The sequence below is a fragment of the Streptomyces sp. DSM 15324 genome (assembly GCF_001514285.1).
Classification (GTDB): domain Bacteria; phylum Actinomycetota; class Actinomycetes; order Streptomycetales; family Streptomycetaceae; genus Streptomyces.
The window spans coordinates 12561-33240 of the sequence record NZ_KQ949028.1; the positions used below are offsets into that span (position 1 = coordinate 12561).

Consider the following 20680-nt stretch of genomic DNA (forward strand, 5'->3'; position numbering starts at 1 on the left):
CCATGACGACCCTCAACGTCGAGGAACTCGTCGCGATCGACGTCCACACCCACGCGGAGGTGTCCTCCAAGGGCCACTCCTCGCTCGACGACGACCTGCACGACGCGTCCTCCGCCTACTTCAAGGTGGAGGGCAAGCGCAAGCCCACCCTGGAGGAGACGGCCGCCTACTACCGGGAGCGGAGGATGGCCGCCGTGATCTTCACGGTGGACGCCGAGTCCGCGACCGGCACGGCCCCCGTCCCCAACGAGGAGGTCGCCGAGGCCGCGGCCGCCAACGCCGACGTCCTCATCCCCTTCGCCTCCATCGACCCCTTCCGCGGGAAGGCGGGCGTGAAGCAGGCGCGCCGGCTGGTCGAGGAGTACGGGGTGAAGGGCTTCAAGTTCCACCCCAGCATCCAGGGCTTCTTCCCCAACGACCGCGCGGTGGCGTACGACCTGTACGAGGTCATCGAGGAGACCGGCACCATCGCCCTCTTCCACACCGGCCAGACGGGGATCGGCGCCGGGGTGCCGGGCGGGGGCGGCATCCGCCTGAAGTACTCCAACCCGCTGCACGTCGACGACGTCGCCGCCGACTTCCCGCACCTCAAGATCATCCTGGCGCATCCGTCCTTCCCCTGGCAGGACGAGGCCCTCGCCGTCGCCACCCACAAGCCGGGCGTCCACATCGACCTGTCCGGCTGGTCGCCGAAGTACTTCCCGCCGCAGCTCGTGCAGTACGCGAACACCCTGCTCAAGGACAAGGTCCTCTTCGGCTCCGACTTCCCCGTCCTCACCCCTGACCGCTGGCTCGCCGACTTCGACAAGCTGACGATCAAGGACGAGGTGAAGCCGAAGATCCTCAAGGAGAACGCCGCCCGGCTGCTCGGGTTGACGAAGCCGTAAGGGGCGTGGCAGATGCGCAACGAGGGACTGGGGTCGTGGCCCGCGCGCCGGGCACGCAAGACCCCGCACCGCACCGCCCTGGTCCACGGTGAACGGTCGACGGACTACGGCACATTGCATACACGCGTCACGCGGCTGGCCCACGCCTTGCGTGCCCGGGGCGTCCGCCGCGGCGACCGGGTCGCCTACCTCGGCCCGAACCACCCCTCCTACCTGGAGAGCCTGTTCGCGGCCGGCACGCTCGGCGCGGTCTTCGTACCGCTCAACACCCGACTCGCGGGCCCCGAGATCGCCTACCAGCTCGCCGACTCCGGGGCCAAGGCCCTCGTCTACGGCCCCTCGCACGCGGGCCTGGTCGCGGGACTGCCGGGCAGCACGGACGTACGGACGTACCTGGAGGTCGGTGCCGAGTACGAGGACGTGCTGGCCGCGGCCTCCGACGAGCCGGTCGACGAGCCCGTCGGCGCCGACGACACCTGCATCATCATGTACACCTCGGGCACGACCGGCCGGCCCAAGGGCGCCATGCTCACCCACGGCAACCTCACCTGGAACGCGATCAACGTCCTCGTCGACACCGACCTGATCGCCGACGAGCGCGCCCTGGTCTCGGCCCCGCTGTTCCACACGGCGGGCCTGAACATGCTGACGCTCCCGGTGTTCCTCAAGGGCGGCACCTGCGTCCTGGTCGAGGCCTTCGACCCGGACGCCACCTTCGACCTGATCGAACGGCACCGGATCACCTTCATGTTCGGGGTGCCGACGATGTTCGACCAGGTGGCCCGGCATCCGCGCTGGGCCGGCGCGGACCTGTCCAGCCTGCGCATCCTGACCTGCGGCGGCTCCCCGGTACCGACGCCGCTGATCGCCGCCTACCAGGAACGCGGACTCACCTTCCTCCAGGGGTACGGCATGACCGAGGCCTCCCCCGGAACGCTGTACCTGGACGCCGAGCACGCGATCAGCAAGGCGGGCTCGGCCGGAGTCCCGCACTTCTTCAGCGACGTCCGGGTCCTCGCCCCCGACCTCAGCCCCGTCGGACCCGGCGAGACGGGCGAGGTCCTGGTCCGCGGTCCGCACGTCATGCCCGGCTACTGGGGGCTGCCCGAGGAGACCGCCGCGTCCTTCGCCGACGGCTGGTTCCGCAGCGGCGACGCGGCGAAGGTCGACGACGACGGGTATGTGTACATCGTCGACCGTATGAAGGACATGATCATCTCCGGTGGGGAGAACATCTACCCCGCCGAGATCGAGGACCTCCTCCTCTCCCACCCCGACATCGTCGAGGCGGCCGTCATCGGGGTGCCCGACGACAAGTGGGGCGAGGTGCCGCGCGCCGTCGTCGTGCTCCGCGAGGGCGCCGCGCTGGACCCCGACGAGGTGCTGGCCTCCCTGGCCGGACGGCTCGCCAAGTACAAGATCCCCAAGTCGGTGGTGGTCGCGGACGGCCTTCCGCGCACGGCCTCCGGGAAGCTCCTCAAAGCCCGGGTGCGCCAGCGCTTCGGCACCAACTCCTAACGAAGGACAGCGATATGAGCATCACGGTGAACGGCCTCGACGAGCTGAAGAAGCTGGCCGGCAGCGACCTGGGCACCAGCGAGTGGATCGAGGTCACCCAGGAGCGCATCGACACGTTCGCCGACGCGACCGGCGACCACCAGTGGATCCACGTGGATCCGGAGAAGGCGGCGGCCGGACCCTTCGGTGCCCCGATCGCCCACGGTTACCTGACCCTCTCCCTCTTCATCCCGTTGTTCACCGAACTGCTGGACGTCCAGGGGGTGACGACGAAGGTCAACTACGGCCTGAACAAGGTGCGTTTCCCCTCGCCCGTGAAGGTCGGCTCCCGGATCCGCCTGGTGGCCAAGCTCGCCGAGGTCGAGGAGGTGCCGGGGGGCGTCCAGATCACCGTCGACGGGGCGATCGAGATCGAGGGCGGCGCCAAGCCGGCGGCTGTGCTCCAGAGCCTGTCCCGCTTCTACGCGTAGGGCTCTTTGCCGGTGACGCCGTAGCGCCGAGGCGGTGGGGAACTGCGGGACCGTCGTGGCCGGTCGCGCAGTTCCCCGCGCCCCTGTGGGGGCGCTCCTAGCGCACGACGTCCACGAAGACCGGGTTCGAGTAGAACCAGGTGTCCGCCCACGGGTCGCCGTTGCCCGGCTGGTGCGGGACCGGGCCGTGCGGGTCGATGGACGCGCCGAGGTAGCCCGCCCCGTGCCGGTTGCCGTCGCTGCCGCGCAGCCGGACGTAGAAGGACTCGTCCCCGACGGTCAGCGGGACACGCAGGGTGTACGTCCCCTTGCGGCCCGAGACGTCGTCCGTGTGGACGACCTTCGTGTCGGGAGCCTGCCAGGTGTCCCGGTCGGTCACCGGGCCGCGCACCGCGCCCCGGATCACGTCCACGTGCGCCAACTGCGGCAGGACGCCCTGGGAGTTGGTCCGGGAGGCGGTCGTCACGGTGACGTACAGGGTGATCCGCTCGCCCGTGCGGACCCGCAGCCGGCCGCCGAGGGTGACGCCCCGGCCGCCGTCGCAGTCCCGCTTCACCCGCACGTCGAGGCCGTCCAGCAGATGCCCGTGGTCGAGCCAGACACGGCCGGCCCGCAGGCCCTCCATCACCGCGCGGTAGCCGTAGCGGGTCACGCCGACGTGGGTGCGGCTGAACTCGCCGGGCCAGAAGTCGCTTCCGGGCTGCGCGGTGCCGGTGTTCACCGGGTCGGGCAGCTTGCCGGTGTTGTCGAAGTTCTGCCCGGCCGGCCAGTCGCCGTTCTTCCAGGTGTCGAAGACGGTCCGGTGGTTGTCGGAGTTGGTGGTGATCGTGAAAAGCCGGCCCTCGGCCAGCAGCGCGTCCCACAGACCGCCGACGGTCGCGGTCGCCCAGTCGAAGCCGCCGTACGTGAGGTAGGCGTCCGCCGGGTAGCCCGGCCACGACTGTGCCGACGGCTTGTTCTCGTACTCGCCGCGGATCGAGGTGGCACCGCGCCAGCCGGGGATGGCCGCGCCCTGGGCGCCGGGCGCGCCCTCCATGCCGATCATGATCTCGGGAGCCGCGTCCCGCCAGTCGCGCATCTCGTGCGGGGAGTCGATGCCGAGGCGCAGCGGATGGTTGGCCAGGACGAGGACGTCGTCGACGTAGCCCGAACGGCGCTGCTCCGCCAGCCACTTGATCGCCTTGACGGCGTGCGCCTCGTTGCGGGCGGTGTCGGCGGCGCCGGCCGAGCCCTCGGTGTAGCCGAGCAGTTTGCCGTCGTAGGCGAGCTCGAAGCGGGTGAGCAGATCGACCTCGTGGGGGCCCGGCGCGGCGAACACCGTGCAGTGCTCGGCGGCCGGGATGTACCACTCCAGTCCCTGGAAGATCAGCTGGCGCGGGTTCTCCGCGCGGGCCTTGAGGATCTCCTCGTGCTCCAGCGCGGCGCCGTAGTGGGCGTGGCCGAAGTTGGAGTGCTCGTTGAACACCATCCAGTCCAGGCCGTACCGGGCGGCTGCCCTGGCCTGCTGGGAGAACGTGTACTTGGCGTCGTGGCTGTAGACGGAGTGGACGTGGTGGTCGCCGACGAGGTACGCGAGGCGCGGGTCGTGGCCGCCGAGGCCGCGGTCGGAGGCGGCGAACGCGGGCACCGCGGCCGGGCCGAGGGCGAACGCGGCGCCGAACAGGCCCGCGCGGCGCAGGAGTCCGCGGCGGGAGACGCCCTGGGCGTCGAGGGAGGCGGGGGAGACGGACGGGTCGGCCCACTCGGGGAGCTGCTGCTCGGTCATGGTGGTGTGAGTCCTCTTCGAGGGCGTCAGCGGTCGGGAAAGGCGTCAGCGGTGCGGGAGGGCGTCAGCCGTGCGGGAAGGGCGTCAGCCGTGCGGGAAAGGCGTCAGCGGTGCGGGAAGGGCGTCAGCCGTGCGGGAAGGGCGTCAGTGGTTCATGAAGGAGGAGACGGGCAGCGCCCGTGCGACGATCCGGACGTCGCCGAGCCGGCCGTGCAGGATCTGGTCGATCTTCCCGCCGTACTCGTAGCCGCCGAGCAGCCACGGCAGCCCGACGGAGGTGATGCCCACGGCCCTCGCCTTCGGGTTGCGCACGACCGGGCAACCCTCGACGTACAGCGTGGTGTGCCTGCCGTCGTTGACGACCGCGAGGTGCCACCAGGTCTCCAGCGGGGTCTCCTGGCCCCAGTTGGTGGCGATGCCCTCCTGGTTCAGCGGGCGCACGGCCCACTGGGGCTCGCGGTCGTTGGACAACGACAGCGTGGCCAGCGGCTCGTCGGGGTCGTCGCCGGTCTTCCCCGCCGCGCCACCGGTCCCCGTCCGGCTGACCAGCCCCGACCAGGCGTGGTGCGCCGGGTCCCAGTCCGCCGGGAGACGGTAGAACGCTTCGAGGGTGTAACCGTCCTCGAACGTCGCGGAGTTGAGCGGGGCACCGTCTACCGTGCGCAGACAGGCGCCCTTGAGCGGCGACTTGTAGCCGCGGAACTCCAGGCTGCCATGGCCCGGCTGGTCCGGGTGGTGGTCCGAGGACCAGCCCAGGGTGCCACCGCCGACCGTGACCAGGGTGAGGTCGTTGCCGCGCCCGGACAGGTCGCGGACGGTGCCGGAGACGGCGGTGCCGTCGTCGTGGCCGTCGAAGCGCCAGTAGGCGACCGTGCCGCGGACCAGGACCTCGGAGGCCGGGCGCGCGGGGCGGGCCGGGACCGGGGCGAAGCCGGAGAAGCGGTCGGCGAAGTCGATGCCGACGGAGAACCGGTCGACGTCACCGCTGAGTTCGATCTCCTGCCGCTCCAGCTCGTTCAGGCCCTTCGCGGCCCGGCCGAGGATCCACGGGGAGACGGTCTCCACGTCGATGACATCGCGGTCGAGGTCGAAGCGGTACAGGCGGATCATCGCCGCACCGCCGAAGTAACGGTTCTGATAGTTCGTCAGGTGCAGATGGACGTCGTGTCCCGCCGCGTTCTTGCGTGTGGCCCGTCCGGCGGGCCAGTAGTGTCCGTTGAGGGTGAGGAAGATCTGGTCGTGGTCGTTGATCAGCCGGTCCCACAGCAGCTGCCCGTACTCCGACAGGGTGTCGTCCTCGACGACCAGTTCGTGCGTGGTGAGGACGACCGGTGTCGTGGGGTGGGCGGCCAGCACGTCCTTCGCCCAGGCGTACCCCTGGTCCGACAGCCGCCAGTCCAGCGCCAGCACCATCCACTGCCGCCCGGCGGCCCGGAAGAGGTGGACGGTGTTGTAGCCGTCGGGGGAGGCCCCGCCGAAGGAGGACTTGCCGCGGAACCGGCGGGGACCGAACGTGTCCAGGTACGGGGTCGCCCCGCGCTGGTCGGTCGTCGAGGACTTCACGTCGTGGTTGCCGGCCAGGACGCTGTAGCCCACCCCTCGCCGGTCGAGCAGCTCGAACGCCTCCCCGATCGCGGCGCATTCGGCGGCCGCGCCGTTCTGCGTGAGGTCGCCGAGGTGGGACAGGAACACGATGTTCTCGCCCTTGTCGCCCCCGTGCTCCAGGAGGTATCGCAGGGACGCCTCGACCGGCGCCTTGTCGATACTCGGACCGTCGAAGAGGTACTGGGTGTCAGGCATCACGGCGAGCGTGAAGCGGCGGCTCGCGGTGTCCGGGCGCCACGCGCCCGACGCCGCCTGCGCGGGGGCCGCCTCGGCGGCGGCCGGCGGCAGCGCGACCGAGGCCGTGGCCGCGGCGCCCAGCAGCGCCGTGGCCCGCAGGAAGCTGCGCCGTCCGGCGCAGGCCTGCGCGGCCTCGCACGGTTCTTGGGCATGCGAAGTACACACGTGTGCTCCGTTGGGGAAGAGCGGGGGAAAGTGTCCTTGCGGTGATGCGGTGATGCGGTGATGCGGTGATGCGGGGTTACAGGGTGCGCAGGGTCCAGCTCCAGCGATGGACGCCCGGCGCGACGAGGTAGGAGGGGAAGGTGTCGGGGCCGCACGAGGCCGTGCCGAGGCCCCGGTGGGCCGCGTCGACGTGCACCACGCAGCCCGCGCGCGGCACCAGTTCGTCGTGATGGGCGGCGGCCGTCAGATCGTCCGCGCGGTAGCGCGTGACGGAGACCTGCCGGGGCTCGTCCGGGGTGACCGCGAGACCCGGCACGTGAGGACCGGAGAGGACGAAGCGCCGCACACCGTGCCGGCCGCCGCTCTCCTGCGGACGCAGATACGGGGTGAACAACGCGTCGACGTCCAGGGCGTGATGGCCCACCGGGGCGCCGCCGCTGCGGTCCGGGTAGGACTCCCAGGGGCCCTGCCCGAACCACGCGAGGCGGTCCAGCCCGGCGACCGTCTCGAAGACCGTCCCGACCCGCGCCACGTCGTCGAACTCCGGCGGCAGCTCGGCGAGTTCGTCCACCCGGACACCGCCCTCGACGGGGGTGAGCACCTGCCGGTGCCGGACCACGCCGGTGGTGCCCGCGTACTCCGCGAGCACGGTCACCGCGTCGCCGTCGCGCCGTACCGACACCACCGTGCGCACCAGGGCGTCCAGGCCCCACGTCCGCCAGCGCAGCGCCATGCCGCCCAGTTCGTCGTTGTCGGTGGGCGCCCGCCACAGGGACAGCACGGGCCCGGCGGTCAGCAGCGGATGGACCAGCAGCCCGTCCGCGTCGACCTCCACGGCACCGGGGACCGGCCGATCCTCGGCCGCGACGGCAGAGCGCAGCCGCACCTGCGGCGCGCACACCTCGGTGCCGGCCGGAGCCCACGCCAGGTCCTCGGCGGTCGTCACCCGCAGCGTCAGCCATGCCTCGCCGCCGTCCTGCGGCAGCTCCAGCGGCAGCGGGACCACCGTCGTCTCACCGGGGAGCAGCGCGGGGAGTTCGGCGGGCGCGGTCAGCGTACGGCCGTCCGCGAGCGCCAGTTCCCACACGCCCGCGAGCCACTGGAGGCCCCGGAAGTGCTGGTGGTTGGAGACGACCAGCCCCTCGTGCCGGAACAGCTCCAGCCGTACGGGTGCGGCGAGTTCACGGTGCTCGAACATGACGGGCTTCGGGGTGCGGTCGGGGAATACCACGCCGTCCGCGATGAACGCGCCGTCGTGTTCCTTCTCGCCGAAGTCACCGCCGTACGCCCAGCGGTAGCCGGGGGCGGTGACACCGTTGTCGTAGAGCCCGGCGCCCCCGCGCCCGACCGGTCTTCCGTCGTTCACGGACTGAAGGATTCCGTGGTCCCAGAACTCCCAGATGAACCCGCCCTGAAGACCCGGGGTGGCCTCGATGGCGGCCCAGTGGTCGGCCAGCGTGCCGTTGCTGTTGCCCATGGCGTGCGAGTACTCGCACTGGATGAGCGGCTTGGTCTGCTCCCCGGACAGCGCGTGCGCGACGCAGTCCTCCAGCGGCGCGTACATCGGGCAGGCGATGTCGGAGGCGAGGTCCGGGTCCGCCCAGCCGCGCTTGGCCGCGCCCTCGTACTGCAACGGGCGGGTCGGGTCGTGGCGGCGCACCCAGCCGGCCGCCGCGTCGTGGTTGGCGCCGTAGTCCGACTCGTTGCCCAGCGACCAGATGATCACGGAGGGGTGGTTCTTGTCCCGCAGCACCATCCGCGAGACCCGATCCACGAACGCGTTCAGATAGCGCGGGTCGTCGGCGATCTCGTGGGCGTGGTCGTGGGACTCGATGTCCGCCTCGTCGACCACGTAGAAACCGAGCTCGTCGGCGAGGTCGTACAGCGTCGGGTCGTTGGGGTAGTGCGCGGTGCGGATCGCGTTGAAGCCGAAACGCTTCAGCAGGACGAGGTCCGCGCGCATGTCGTCGTACGACACCGTCCGCCCGGTCAGCGGATGGAAGTCGTGCCGGTTCACGCCCCGGACGTAGATCCGCTCGCCGTTGACCAGCAGGTCCCGGCCGACGACCTCGACGTCCCGGAAGCCGACGCGGTGCCGCGAGGTGTCGGCGACGCTGCCGTCGGCACGGTGCAGCCGCACCGTCAGGCCGTACAGCTCGGGCGTCTCGGCGGTCCAGGTGCGCACCTCGGGCACGCGGGTGTGCATCCGGGCTTCGCCGAGGAAGGCGGAGACGCGCTCGTCCTCGGCGTTGGCCCGGTCGAACGCGGTGTCCTGGGTCAGCTCCAGCCCGTCCAGTTCCCCGCTGACGTACCAGCCCCCGGGGAGCGCCCCGCGGGTGTCCCGCACCCGGCAGTCGATGCGCAGCTCCCCGTCCCGGGAGGCGCGCACGGTGACGTCGGCCAGGTGCAGCGGGTCCGTCGTGTACAGGAGTACCGACCGGGTGATCCCCCCGTGCCACCAGTGGTCCTGGTCCTCGATGTGCGAGGCGTCCGACCACTTCACGACGGTCAGCCGCAGCGTGTGCCGGCCGCCGGGGCGTACCGCGTCCGTCACGTCGAAGTCGGCGGCGAGGTGCGAGTCCTTGGAGATGCCGACGGGACGCCCGTCGACGTGCACCAGCAGCACGCTCTCGGCGGCGCCCACCTGGAGGACGACGCGGCGGCCGGCCCAGTCGGCGGGGATGTCGATCTCACGCTCGTAGACACCCGTCGGGTTGTCGTCGACCGGCGACAGTGGCGGGATTTCTGTATACGGCATACGGATGTTCAGATACCGCGGAAGGTCGACCGTCGACCGTAGCGGGTCGTCCGTGTTCTGCATGGTCCATACGCCCGGCACGGCCGCCGTCGACCAGGCACCGCCGACCGGCGCGTGCGGAGCGGACAGCAACTGGAAGCGCCAGTCGCCGTCCAGGGAGTGTGCTCCGGTGCGCCGGTCGACGGCGTTCATGGGCAGCCGCCCCCAGGAGGTCACCTCGGGGGCGGTCCAGGGGCGGAGCGTCAGCAGGGGGTCGTTCACTTGATCGCTCCCTTGGCGAGGTCGCCGATGATCTGGCGCGCGCCGACCGCGAACACGATGAGCAGGGGGATGAGCGCGAGCAGCGCGCCGGTCATGACCATTCCGTAGTCCGTCGTTCCGTGGGTTCCGTTGAGCTGGGACAGGGCGACCTGGAGGGTGACGTTGTCCGGGTCGGTGAGGGCGATGAGGGGCCAGGCGTAGTCGTTCCACTGGCCCATGAAGGTGAAGATGCCGAGGAAGGCCAGTCCGGGGCGGACCACCGGCAGGGCCACGTGCCAGTACTGGCGCAGGAAGCTCGCGCCGTCGATGCGGGAGGCGTCGAGGAGTTCGTCGTGGATGGCGCTCTTCATGTACTGGCGCATCCAGAAGATGCCGAAGGCGTTGGCGGCGGCCGGCACGACCAGCGAGGTCATCGAACCGATCCAGCCGAGCTTGGCCATGATGACGAACTGCGGGATCGCCGAGAGCTGTGCCGGCACCATGAAGATGATCATGAGCGAGGCGAACAGGAAGCGCTTTCCCGGGAAGGAGAACTTGGCGAAGACGAACGCCGCCAGCGAGTCGAAGAACAACACCAGGAATGTGACCGAACCCGCCACCAGCAGCGAGTTGGCCATCGAGCCGTAGAAGTCGATCGCGTCGAGGAGATGGCGCAGGTTCTCCAGGAAGTGGGTGCCCGGCAGCAGCTTCGGCGGGTAGGAGAAGATCTCGCTCGACGTGTGCGTCGACATGATCAGGGCCCAGTAGAACGGAAAGGCCGACAGGAGCACGCCGACGACCAGGATCGTGTGCAGGGCGAGCGCGCGGCGCCGGGAACCCTTGATGGTTGCCATGGGGTGGGGCCTCCTAGTCTTCGCCCCGGCGCTGCACCAGACGCCAGTTGATGATCGAGAAGAGGACGACGACGAGGAAGATGCCCCACGCCACGGCGGCGCCGTAGCCGAAGTCGTTGTTGTCGAAGGTCTGCTGGAAGAAGTAGAGGACCATCGTCCGGCCGGCGTGGCCGGGGCCGCCGGAGAACGTCGAGTCGTTGGACGTGTTCTGCAGCAGGACCTGCGGCTCCGAGAAGCTCTGCAGACCGGTGACCGTGGAGATCACGAGCACGAACAGCAGCACCGGCCGCATCATCGGCAGCGTGATCCGGAAGAACGTCTGCACCGGACCGGCCCCGTCCATACGGGCTGCTTCATACAGTTCACCGGGGATCGTCTGCAGTCCCGCGAGGAAGATGATCGCGTTGTATCCCGTCCACTGCCAGGTCATCAGCGTCGCGACGGCGACCTTGATGCCCCAGGGCGTGTTCAGCCAGGCCACCTGGTCCAGTCCGACGGCCTCGAGCAGCGCGTTCACCAGGCCGAAGTTGGTGGAGAACACCGAGCCGAAGATGATCGCGATCGCCACGACCGAGGTGACGTTGGGCAGGAAGTACGCGAACCGGTAGGCGTTCTTGAACCGGACCGCCGAGTTCAGCAGGACGGCCGTCACCATCGCCAGGAAGATCATGGGGAAGGTGGCCAGCGCCCAGATGACGAGCGTGTTCCCGATCGAGCTCCAGAAGTCGCTGTCGCCCAGCAGGTACCGGTACTGCGACAGTCCGGCCCACTCCATCGGGCCGAGCCCGTCCCAGCGGTGGAAGGACAGATACAGCGAGAAGCCGACCGGGATCAGGCCGAAGCAGAGGAAGAGGAGATAGAACGGCGAGATCGCCGCGTACAGATGCCAGTGCTTGCGCAGGCCCGTGCGGGGCGCGGGAGCGGGTGCCGACTCCACGGTGACCGTGGGCTCGTCCAGCGCGGTGGCCATCAGTGGCTCACCCCCAGATGGTCGGCGATCCGCCGGCACTTGCTCATGGCGTCCTTCCAGGCCCGGTCGGGGTTCTTGCCGAGGACGCCGACGTTCTTGATCTCGTCCTTGATCGGCTGGCCGAGCGCCACGTCGTAGGGGCTGTTGTAGGCGACGGCGATCTTCTGCGCGGCGGGTCCGAAGACGTCCATGGTGACCTGGCCGCCGAAGAACGCGTCGGGCTCGCGCAGCTGCGCCAGGCCGTACGAGGCGGGCGTGGACGGGAAGAGGCCCGCGTCGACGTACCCCTGCGCCTGGTTGGCCGCGTCCAGCATCCAGGTGATGATCGCGAACGCCTGCTCGGGCTCCCGGCAGGCCTTGGTGATCGCCAGGAACGAACCGCCGTTGTTGGAGGGCCGGACCGGCATGTCGGCCACCCGCCACCGGCCCTTGGTCCTCGGCACGCCGGTCTTGAGGTCGTTGGTCGCCCAGGAGGCGCCGAGCTGGCTCGGCAGCTTGCCGTCCTGGACGGCGGAGAGCTGGTCGGGGGTGCCGTTGACCAGGTCCGAGACGATCCCGCGCCGCTTGGCCTCCACGGCGAGCGCCCAGGCGGCGCGCACATGCTCCTGGTCGCCGATGAAGTGGCGGTCCTTGTCGACGTAGCGCCTGCTGCCCTGCTGCACCGCGTTCTCGAACACGGAGTTCACGTCGGTGAGCAGCGAGGTGCCCGGGATCCGCTGCTTGAGCCGCTCGCCCGCCGCGAAGAACTTCTCCCAGGTGTCGAGCTCCTTCGACACGTCCTCGGGTTCGTACGGCAGCCCGGCCCTGCGGAAGACGTCGTACTGGTAGAAGTGGGCGACCGGGCCGCAGTCGATCGGGAAGCCGATCATCGAGCCGTCGTCGGCGATGCCCTGGTCCCATTTCCAGCCCAGATAGCGGCTCCGGTACCGCTGCGCACCCAGCGTGCGCAGGTCCACGAACTGGTCGGCGTTGGGCAGGTAGGACGCCATGTCCTCACCCTTGAGGCCCGCGACGTCGGGGACGTGGGCGCGGCCGGCCATGGTGGTGATCAGCTTGGAACGGTAGTAGCCGCCGATCTTGACGGCCTCGAGGTCGACCGTGCCGCCGTAGCGGGCCCGGGCCTTCTCCACGACGGTGTCGCCCAGACCGCCGTCCCAGTACCACAGGACCATGTTCCGGCCGGTCGAACCGGCCGGAACGGCGCAGCCGGACGCCAGACCGCCGAGCGCGGTCGCGGCCGTACCGGCCAGACCGGCGCGCAGCAGGCCTCTACGTGAGAGCCGCAACTGCTCCCACCGCCTTTCGGATCTGTTCGCGTCTTCACAGACGGGATGCACAACCAGGGCAAAGCTTCATGGAAAACGACGTCAGGCCGGCCGGGCGGGCGGGGTGACCGGCGCGTGGCGCACCGGCGGCCCGACGTCCGCCGGGATGCGGTCGGCGAGGAACCCGTACGCCCGCTTCAGCTCCGGATCCCGCAGCGTCCGCCACCACCGGTCGACGCCGTACCAGCCGGGCGCGGCGAGCGCCCCGCCGTGGTGGCGTACGGACAGTCCTGCGGCCAGTACGGCGAACCGCAGGCGTTCCTCCAGCGGCCAGCCGCCGAGCGAGGCGGCGACGAAGCTCGCGCCGAACACGTCCCCGGCGCCCGTCGCGTCCACGACATCGATGTCAAGGGCCGGGACGTCCGCGTACTCGCCGGTCGTCTGGTCCACGGCGAGCGCGCCGTCGCCGCCCCGGGTGACCACCGCCACCGGCACCAGTTCGGCGAGCGTGCCGAGGGCCGCGAGGGCGCTGTCGGTGCGGGTGTAGGCCATCGCCTCGGTCTCGTTGGGGAGGAAGGCATGGCACAGGGTCAGTTGCTCGAGCAACTGAGCGGACCACTGCTGGGTGGGGTCCCAGCCGACGTCGCCGTAGATCCGGGTGCCGTTCGCCGCGGCCTTGGCGAGCCAGGCCTGCGGCTCGGACTCGATGTGCACGAGGGCGGTGCGCGCCTCGGGCGGGTCGCCCATCAGGACGTCCTGGGAGTACGGCGGCTCCTGGCCGTGGGTGACGAGCGCCCGGTCGTGGCCGTGCGCGAGGGCGACGGTGACGGGGGTGGGCCAGTCCTGCGCGACCCGGGAGCGCGAGAGGTCGACGCCCTCCTGGTCGGCGATGACCTCCTGGCAGTAGGCGCCGTAGAAGTCGTCGCCGAAGACCGTGGCGAGGGAGGTGCGCAGGCCGAAGCGGGAGGCGGCGACCGCGAGGTTGGCGATGCCGCCGGGGCCGCAGCCCATGCCGGCGGTCCAGATCTCCTCGCCCGGCGTCGGCGGCTTGCCCAGGCCCGTCAGGACGAGGTCGTAGAAGAGCAGCCCGGTCAGCAGTACGTCGGGCCGTTCGTCGTCCACGGGGGCGTCCTCTCGTCGGGGCGGGATGTCGGGGAGCTCGTCAAAGTTCTTCATCGGGTGACCGGAATCGTGCGACGCCAGCGGGCTCTGGTCAATACCCGAGCAGAACTGAGCATAGAAATGATTGAAGATGACGAGTAGTGTTCACGGCGTGCTGGCAGAACGACGACATCAACTCATCCTGCGGGCCCTGCGCTCCGGTGGTCCCGCGGCAGTGACGGATCTCTCCGAACAACTCGGCGTGAGCCCCGCCACGGTCCGGCGTGACCTGGTCAAACTAGAGGAGGAGGGCCTGCTCACCCGGGTCCACGGCGGTGCCGTCGTCGAGGAGGGCGACCAGCCCTTCGCCGAGGTCGCCGAGGTACGCGTGGCCGAGAAGGACGCCATCGCCGCGCACGCGGCGGCGATGGTCGCCGACGGCCAGTCGGTGCTGCTCGACATCGGCACCACCGCCTACCGCCTCGCCCGGCAGCTGCACGGCCGCCGCCTCACCGTGATCACCAGCAACCTGGTGGTCTACGAGGAGCTGGCCGACGACGAGGGCATCGAGCTGGTGCTGCTCGGCGGGATGGTCCGCCGCGAGTACCGCTCCCTGGTCGGTTTCCTCACCGAGGACAACCTGCGCCAGCTCCACGCCGACTGGCTCTTCCTCGGCACCAGCGGGGTGCGTCCGGGAGGGCAGGTGATGGACACGACCGTCGTCGAGGTGCCGGTCAAGCGGGCCATGATCAAGGCCGGTGACAAGGTTGTCCTGCTGGCCGACGCGGCGAAGTTCCCGGGTACCGGGATGGCGAGGGTCTGCGGTCCCGGGGACCTGGACGTGCTGGTGACGAACGCGCCGGTCGACCCGGTGACCCGCACCTCCTTCGAGGAGGCGGGCGTCGAGGTGGTCGTGGCAGGAAAGGTGCAGGCGTGAAGCTGACGATTCTGGGCGGCGGCGGGTTCCGGGTGCCGCTGGTGTACGGGGCGCTCCTCGGTGACCGGGCGGAGGGGCGGGTCACCGAGGTCGTTCTGCACGATCTCGACGACAGCCGACTGTATGCAGTCGCCCGTGTACTGGACGAACAGGCCGCCGGTGCCCCCGACGCCCCGACGGTCACGGCCACCACCGACCTCGACGAGGCCCTGCGCGGCGCCGACTTCATCTTCTCCGCGATCCGCGTCGGCGGTCTGCAGGGCCGCGCCGACGACGAGCGGGTCGCCCTCGCCGAGGGCGTCCTCGGCCAGGAGACCGTCGGCGCCGGAGGCATCGCCTACGGTCTGCGGACGGTCCCCGTCGCCGTCGACATCGCGCGGCGGGTCGCCCGGCTCGCCCCCGACGCCTGGCTGATCAACTTCACCAACCCGGCAGGACTCGTCACCGAGGCCATGTCCCGCCACCTCGGCGACCGGGTCATCGGCATCTGCGACTCGCCGGTCGGCCTCGGCCGCCGGATCGCCCGGGTCCTCGGCGCCGACCCGCGGGACGCGTGGATCGACTACGTCGGCCTCAACCACCTCGGCTGGGTCCGCGGCCTGCGCGTCGCGGGCCGTGACGAACTGCCGCGCCTGCTCGCCGACCCCGACCTGCTCGGCTCCTTCGAGGAGGGCAAGCTGTTCGGCGTCGACTGGCTGCGCTCGCTCGGCGCGATCCCGAACGAATACCTGCACTACTACTACTTCAACCGCGAGGCCGTCCGCGCCTACCAGCAGGCCGAGAAGACCCGCGGGGCCTTCCTGCGCGAGCAGCAGGCCCACTTCTACGAGGAGATGCGCGACCCCGGCGCGCCGGCCCTGGCCGCCTGGGACCGCACCCGCGCCGAGCGCGAGGCCACCTACATGGCGGAGAACCGGGAGACGGCCGGCGCCGGCGAACGCGACGCCGACGACCTCTCCGGCGGCTACGAGAAGGTGGCCCTCGCCCTGATGCGGGCCATCGCCCGCGACGAGCGCACCACGCTCATCCTCAACGTGCGCAACCAGGGCACCCTGTCCGCGCTCGACGCCGACGCCGTCATCGAGGTCCCCTGCCTCGTCGACGCCAACGGCGCCCACCCCGTCGCGGTCGACCCGCTGCCCGGCCACGCCACCGGTCTGGTGTGCGCGGTCAAGGCGGTCGAGCGCGAGGTGCTGGCCACCGCCGAGTCCGGCTCGTGGGCGACGGCGGTCAAGGCGTTCGCGCTGCACCCGCTGGTCGACTCCGTGAACGTCGCCCGCCGGCTCGTCGAGGGCTACACCGAGGTCCATCCGGGGCTCGCGTACCTTAGGCGCTGACAGAGAGAGAAAGCGCTTTCCGAGCCCGACGGCTCTCCCCGCCCGGTTCCTACTCCCCGGTTTCCTGGAGACACCCCATGCACGACGAACGCCGCCGCATCGAGGAGCGCGTCGAGCGCGTCCACCACCAGCGCATCAAGCCCGCGATCTACGCGGCCACCGTTCCCCTCGAGGTCGAGGCCTGGCAGGCGCCGGGAGAGCCCGTCCCGTTCGAGGAGGCCGCCGGCGCCGCCTACGAGCCCTTCGCGATGGGCACCCCCTGGGGCCCGCCGTGGGGGACCACCTGGTTCCGGATGAGCGGGCAGGTGCCCGCCGAGTGGGCGGGCCGGCGCGTCGAGGCCGTCATCGACCTCGGTTTCGTCGGCGACTGGCCCGGCAACCAGGCCGAGGCCCTCGTGCACCGCCCCGACGGCACCCCGCTGAAGGCGGTCAACCCGCTCAACCAGTATGTCGCCGTCGGCAACCCCGCGGTCGGCGGGGAACGGATCGACTACCTGGTCGAGGCGGCCTCCAACCCCGACATCCTGGCGAACGACTTCGCCGAGCCGACGCTGCTCGGCGATGTACTGACGGCAGGCGACCGTCCACTGTATACATTCCGCCGCGCCGACCTCGCCGTCCTCGACGAGCAGGTCTGGCACCTCGACCTGGACCTGCAGGTGCTGCGCGAGCTGATGGTCCACCTCGGTGAGCACGAGCCGCGCCGCCACGAGATCATGCACGCCCTCGACCGCGCCATGGACGCCGTCGACCTGGACGACATCTCCGGCAGCGCCGCCGCCGTCCGCGAGGTGCTCGCGCCCGTCCTGGCCCGTCCGGCGCACGCCAGCGCCCACACCATCTCGGGCGTCGGGCACGCGCACATCGACTCCGCCTGGCTGTGGCCGATCCGCGAGACCAAGCGCAAGACGTCCCGCACCTTCTCCAACGTGACGTCGCTGGCCGACGAGTACGAGGACTTCATCTTCGCCTGCTCGCAGGCCCAGCAGTACGAGTGGGTGCGCGACAACTACCCGCACGTGTGGGCCCGCATCCAGGAGTCGGTGAAGAAGGGCCAGTGGGCGCCGGTCGGCGGCATGTGGGTGGAGGCCGACGGCAATCTGCCCGGCGGCGAGGCCATCGCCCGCCAGCTGATCCACGGCAAGCGGTTCTTCATCGAGCACTTCGGCGTCGAGACCAAGGGCGTCTGGCTGCCGGACTCCTTCGGCTACACCGCCGCCTACCCGCAGCTCGCCAAGCTCGCCGGCAACGACTGGTTCCTCACCCAGAAGATCTCCTGGAACCAGACCAACAAGTTCCCCCACCACACCTTCTGGTGGGAGGGCATCGACGGCACCCGCATCTTCACCCACTTCCCGCCGATCGACACCTACAACGCCCGTTTCAGCGGTGTGGAGATGGACCGCGCGGTCCGCAACTACGCGGAGAAGGGCGCCGGGACGCGCTCGCTCGCCCCGTTCGGCTGGGGCGACGGCGGGGGCGGCCCCACCCGCGAGATCATGGAGCGGGCCCGCCGCCTCGCCGACCTCGAGGGCTCGCCCAAGGTGGTCGTCGAGCACCCCGACCAGTTCTTCGCCAAGGCCCGCGAGGAGTACCCGGACGCCCCCGTCTGGGTCGGCGAGCTCTACCTGGAGCTGCACCGCGCCACCTACACCTCCCAGGCCCGCACCAAGCAGGGCAACCGGCGCAGCGAGCACCGGCTGCGCGAGGCCGAGCTGTGGGCGACGACGGCCGCGCTGCACGCGCCGGGCTACGCCTACCCCTACGAGAAGCTGGACCGGCTGTGGAAGACGGTCCTGCTGCACCAGTTCCACGACATCCTGCCGGGCTCGTCGATCGCCTGGGTCCACCGCGAGGCCGAGGCCGAGTACGCGCGGGTGGCCGCGGAACTGGAGGCGCTGACGGCCGAGGCGGTCGCGGCGCTCGGCGCGGGCGGCACGCGGGTGTTCAACACCAGCCCCTACGACCGGGCCGAGGTGATCCGCACCTCCGCGGGCGCGCCGGCGTACGTCGAGGTGGCCGGGAGCGGCAGCGCGCCGCTGGCCGCGGCCGACGCCTCGCCGCAGCCGGTGACGGTGTCCGGGCGGGTGCTCGACAACGGGCTGGTCCGGGTCGAGGTCGCGGAAGACGGCACACTGTCGTCCGTATACGACATCCGGGCGGGCCGCGAGGTCCTCGCCGGCCGGGGCAACCTGCTCCGTCTGCACACCGACCTGCCCAACTACTGGGACGCCTGGGACATCGACAAGCACTACAAGAACCGCTTCACGGACCTGCTCGACCCCGACTCGGTCACCGTCGTCGAGGACGACCCGCTGCTCGGCGCGATCCGCGTCACCCGCTCCTTCGGCAAGGGCTCGACCCTCACCCAGACGATCAGCGTCCGGGCCGGCAGCCCGCGGATCGACATCGAGACCGACATCGACTGGCACGAGGCCGAGAAGATCATCAAGGCCGCCTTCCCGGTCGACGTGCGGGCCGCGCACTCCTCGGCCGAGATCCAGTTCGGTCACGTCCAGCGGCCCACGCACACCAACACCACCTGGGAGTCGGCCCGTTTCGAGGTCTCCGGCCACCGCTGGGTGCACATCGGCGAACCCGGCTACGGCGTCGCCGTCCTCAACGACTCGACGTACGGCCACGACGTCTCCCGTACGGTCCGTGAGGACGGCGGTACGACGACCACGGTCGCCCTCAGCCTGGTGCGCGCCCCGCGCATCCCGGACCCCGAGGCGGACCAGGGCCGGCACCGCTTCACCTACTCCCTGCTGCCGGGCGCCACGATCGGCGACGCGGTCGCCGAGGGCTACGCGCTCAACCTGCCGCTGCGGGTGGCGGAGTCGGCGGGCGCGGCGGAGCCCGTCGTGCGCGTGGAGGGCGACGGCGTGACCGTCGAGGCGGTCAAGCTCGCCGACGACCGGTCGGGCGATGTGGTGGTGCGTCTGTACGAGTCGCGCGGCGGCCGGGCCCGGGGCCTCGTGCGCACCGGTTTCCCGCTGGCCGGCTTCGAGGTCACCGACCTGCTGGAGCGGCCCCGCGAGGAGGACGCGGAGGCGGCCACGGACGCCGACGGCGCCGTCGCGGTGAGCCTGCGTCCCTTCCAGGTCCTCACGCTCCGGCTGCGGCGCGGCGCGTAGGGCCAAAGCTCCGGGCGGGCACGCCCGGACCTCTGCCGGGCGGGCACGGTACTGCACCACCGTGCCCGCCCATCCCCCCGAAGTCCCCCTCTGTGTAGAGGAGTTCCGCCGTGCCCATGCAACCCTGGTTCACCGACGCCAAGTTGGGGATCTTCGTCCACTGGGGCATCTACGCCGTCGACGGCGTCCAGGAGTCGTGGTCGTTCTACGACGACATCGTGCCGCACGAGCAGTACATGTCCCAGCTCGGCCGCTTCACCGGCTCCCGCTACGACCCGAAGGCGTGGGCCGACCTGTTCGCCCGGGCCGGCGCCCGCTATGCGGTGCTGACGAGCCGTCACCACGACGGTGTGGCGCTGTGGGACACGGCGTACGGTGATCTGAGTCTCGGGCGCGACTACCTCACCGGCTATGCCGAAGCGCTGCGGGAGAAGGGCCTGAAGGTCGGTCTGTACTACTCCCACTCCGACTGGAACCACTCCGACTACGCCAGCACCCGCAAGCCGGGCCGTCCGCCGGAGATGGAGGACAACCGCTACTCGGAGTGCTCGGCCGAGGACGAGGACCTTCAGGCCTGGGAGCGGTTCATCGCCTACCGGGACGGCCAGATCAGGGAGTTGGCCTCCCGCTACCGTCCCGACCTGATGTGGTTCGACGGGGAGTGGGACCGCAGCGAGGAGCAGTGGCGCATCCCCGAACTCGCGGCGCTCATCCGGTCGTACAGCCCGGACGTCGTCTTCAACGCCCGGATGCTCAGCGAGGGCGACTACGCGACTCCCGAGCAGGGCGCCCCGATCGTGCCGCCGGACGGCCCCTGGGAGCTGTGCCTGACGATCAACGACTCCTGGGGTTACCAGCATCACGACCACAACCACAAGTCCCTGGCCCAGCTGATTCGTTACTTCACGGAGACCATCGGCGGGGGCGGCAATCTGCTGCTGGACGTCGGCCCGATGGAGGACGGTACCGTCCCGCAGCCGCAGGTCGAACGGCTGGAGGGGCTGGGGGAGTGGATCCGCAGGCACGCCGACGCCGTGTACGGGACGGTCCGCGGGCTGCCGGCCGGGCACCACTACGGGCCCAGCACCCTCTCCGCCGACGGCCGCACCCTCTACCTCACCCTGTTCGACGCCCCGCGCGCGGAGATCGGTGTACGGGGGCTGGCGACGCCGGTGCGCCGGGTCAGCGTCCTCGGCACCGGGACCGAACTCGGGCACCGGGTCGTGGGCGGGCTGCACGAGGCGGTCGGGGTGCTGTGGATCGACCCGCCGGCCGGGAACGACCTCGACCCGTACGCCACCGTGCTCGCCGTGGAACTGGACGGTGAGCTGGAGCTCTACCGGGGCTCGGGCCGGTTCTGAGCCCACCGGACGGGCGCGCCGGGGCGGGAGCGGGCGGCCGCTCCCCGTGACAGCGGCCGTCCGCCCCGATCCC

The 20680-nt window shown here is 70.9% G+C and carries 14 protein-coding genes; 7 read left to right on the forward strand and 7 right to left on the reverse strand.

Features of this window, described 5'->3' with window-relative positions; all coding sequences use genetic code 11:
• Positions 1 to 2: 2 nt before the first annotated feature.
• The 3 genes from AQJ58_RS19660 to AQJ58_RS19670 are packed head-to-tail and all read left to right on the forward strand — an operon-like array spanning position 3 to position 2875.
• A complete protein-coding gene (locus AQJ58_RS19660; protein WP_067251903.1) occupies positions 3 to 887 on the forward strand; it encodes an amidohydrolase family protein in 885 nt (294 codons plus the stop codon).
• Positions 888 to 899: 12 nt separating this feature from the next.
• Positions 900 to 2405 (forward strand): acyl-CoA synthetase, encoded by a 1506-nt coding sequence (locus tag AQJ58_RS19665; RefSeq protein WP_067251905.1) that lies wholly within the window; start codon positions 900 to 902, stop codon positions 2403 to 2405.
• A gap of 14 nt (positions 2406 to 2419) precedes the next feature.
• A complete protein-coding gene (locus tag AQJ58_RS19670; RefSeq protein WP_067251906.1) occupies positions 2420 to 2875 on the forward strand; it encodes a MaoC family dehydratase in 456 nt (151 codons plus the stop codon).
• A gap of 97 nt (positions 2876 to 2972) precedes the next feature.
• Here AQJ58_RS19670 and AQJ58_RS19675 read toward each other — a convergent pair whose 3' ends face one another.
• The 7 genes from AQJ58_RS19675 to AQJ58_RS19705 all read right to left on the reverse strand — a co-directional run bounded on the left by AQJ58_RS19675 (position 2973) and on the right by AQJ58_RS19705 (position 13856).
• A complete protein-coding gene (locus tag AQJ58_RS19675) occupies positions 2973 to 4640 on the reverse strand; it encodes a PHP domain-containing protein (RefSeq protein ID WP_067251908.1) in 1668 nt (555 codons plus the stop codon).
• Positions 4641 to 4784: 144 nt separating this feature from the next.
• On the reverse strand, positions 4785 to 6647 hold the full coding sequence (locus AQJ58_RS19680; RefSeq protein ID WP_067251910.1) for a LamG-like jellyroll fold domain-containing protein: 1863 nt from the start codon (positions 6645 to 6647) through the stop codon (positions 4785 to 4787).
• 76 nt (positions 6648 to 6723) lie between these two features.
• Complete coding sequence (locus AQJ58_RS19685) at positions 6724 to 9666, reverse strand: glycoside hydrolase family 2 TIM barrel-domain containing protein (RefSeq protein ID WP_067251912.1); 2943 nt, start codon at positions 9664 to 9666, stop codon at positions 6724 to 6726.
• Complete coding sequence (locus AQJ58_RS19690) at positions 9663 to 10499, reverse strand: carbohydrate ABC transporter permease (protein ID WP_067251914.1); 837 nt, start codon at positions 10497 to 10499, stop codon at positions 9663 to 9665. The genes AQJ58_RS19685 and AQJ58_RS19690 overlap by 4 nt, the downstream gene beginning before the upstream one ends.
• 13 nt (positions 10500 to 10512) lie before the next feature.
• Positions 10513 to 11469: a carbohydrate ABC transporter permease gene (locus AQJ58_RS19695; protein WP_067251916.1), complete on the reverse strand. Its 957-nt coding sequence runs from the start codon at positions 11467 to 11469 to the stop codon at positions 10513 to 10515.
• Positions 11469 to 12755 (reverse strand): ABC transporter substrate-binding protein, encoded by a 1287-nt coding sequence (locus AQJ58_RS19700; RefSeq protein ID WP_067251918.1) that lies wholly within the window; start codon positions 12753 to 12755, stop codon positions 11469 to 11471. The genes AQJ58_RS19695 and AQJ58_RS19700 overlap by 1 nt, the downstream gene beginning before the upstream one ends.
• 81 nt (positions 12756 to 12836) lie before the next feature.
• Positions 12837 to 13856 (reverse strand): carbohydrate kinase family protein, encoded by a 1020-nt coding sequence (locus AQJ58_RS19705; RefSeq protein ID WP_067251919.1) that lies wholly within the window; start codon positions 13854 to 13856, stop codon positions 12837 to 12839.
• 151 nt (positions 13857 to 14007) lie between these two features.
• On the opposite strand from AQJ58_RS19705, the gene AQJ58_RS19710 reads away from it, so the two are divergent.
• The 4 genes from AQJ58_RS19710 (at position 14008) to AQJ58_RS19725 (ending at position 20607) form a co-directional block, all read left to right on the forward strand.
• On the forward strand, positions 14008 to 14772 hold the full coding sequence (locus AQJ58_RS19710) for a DeoR/GlpR family DNA-binding transcription regulator (RefSeq protein ID WP_067251921.1): 765 nt from the start codon (positions 14008 to 14010) through the stop codon (positions 14770 to 14772).
• Positions 14769 to 16109, forward strand: coding sequence for a 6-phospho-beta-glucosidase (locus tag AQJ58_RS19715; protein WP_067251923.1), 1341 nt, complete (start codon positions 14769 to 14771; stop codon positions 16107 to 16109). Before AQJ58_RS19710 ends, AQJ58_RS19715 begins: the two co-directional genes overlap by 4 nt.
• 77 nt (positions 16110 to 16186) lie before the next feature.
• Positions 16187 to 19246, forward strand: a complete 3060-nt coding sequence (locus AQJ58_RS19720) for an alpha-mannosidase (RefSeq protein ID WP_067251925.1) — start codon at positions 16187 to 16189, stop codon at positions 19244 to 19246.
• Positions 19247 to 19356: 110 nt separating this feature from the next.
• Entirely contained in the window at positions 19357 to 20607 is a 1251-nt protein-coding gene (locus AQJ58_RS19725; RefSeq protein WP_199844624.1) for an alpha-L-fucosidase, read from the forward strand.
• The last annotated feature ends 73 nt before the right edge of the window (positions 20608 to 20680 follow it).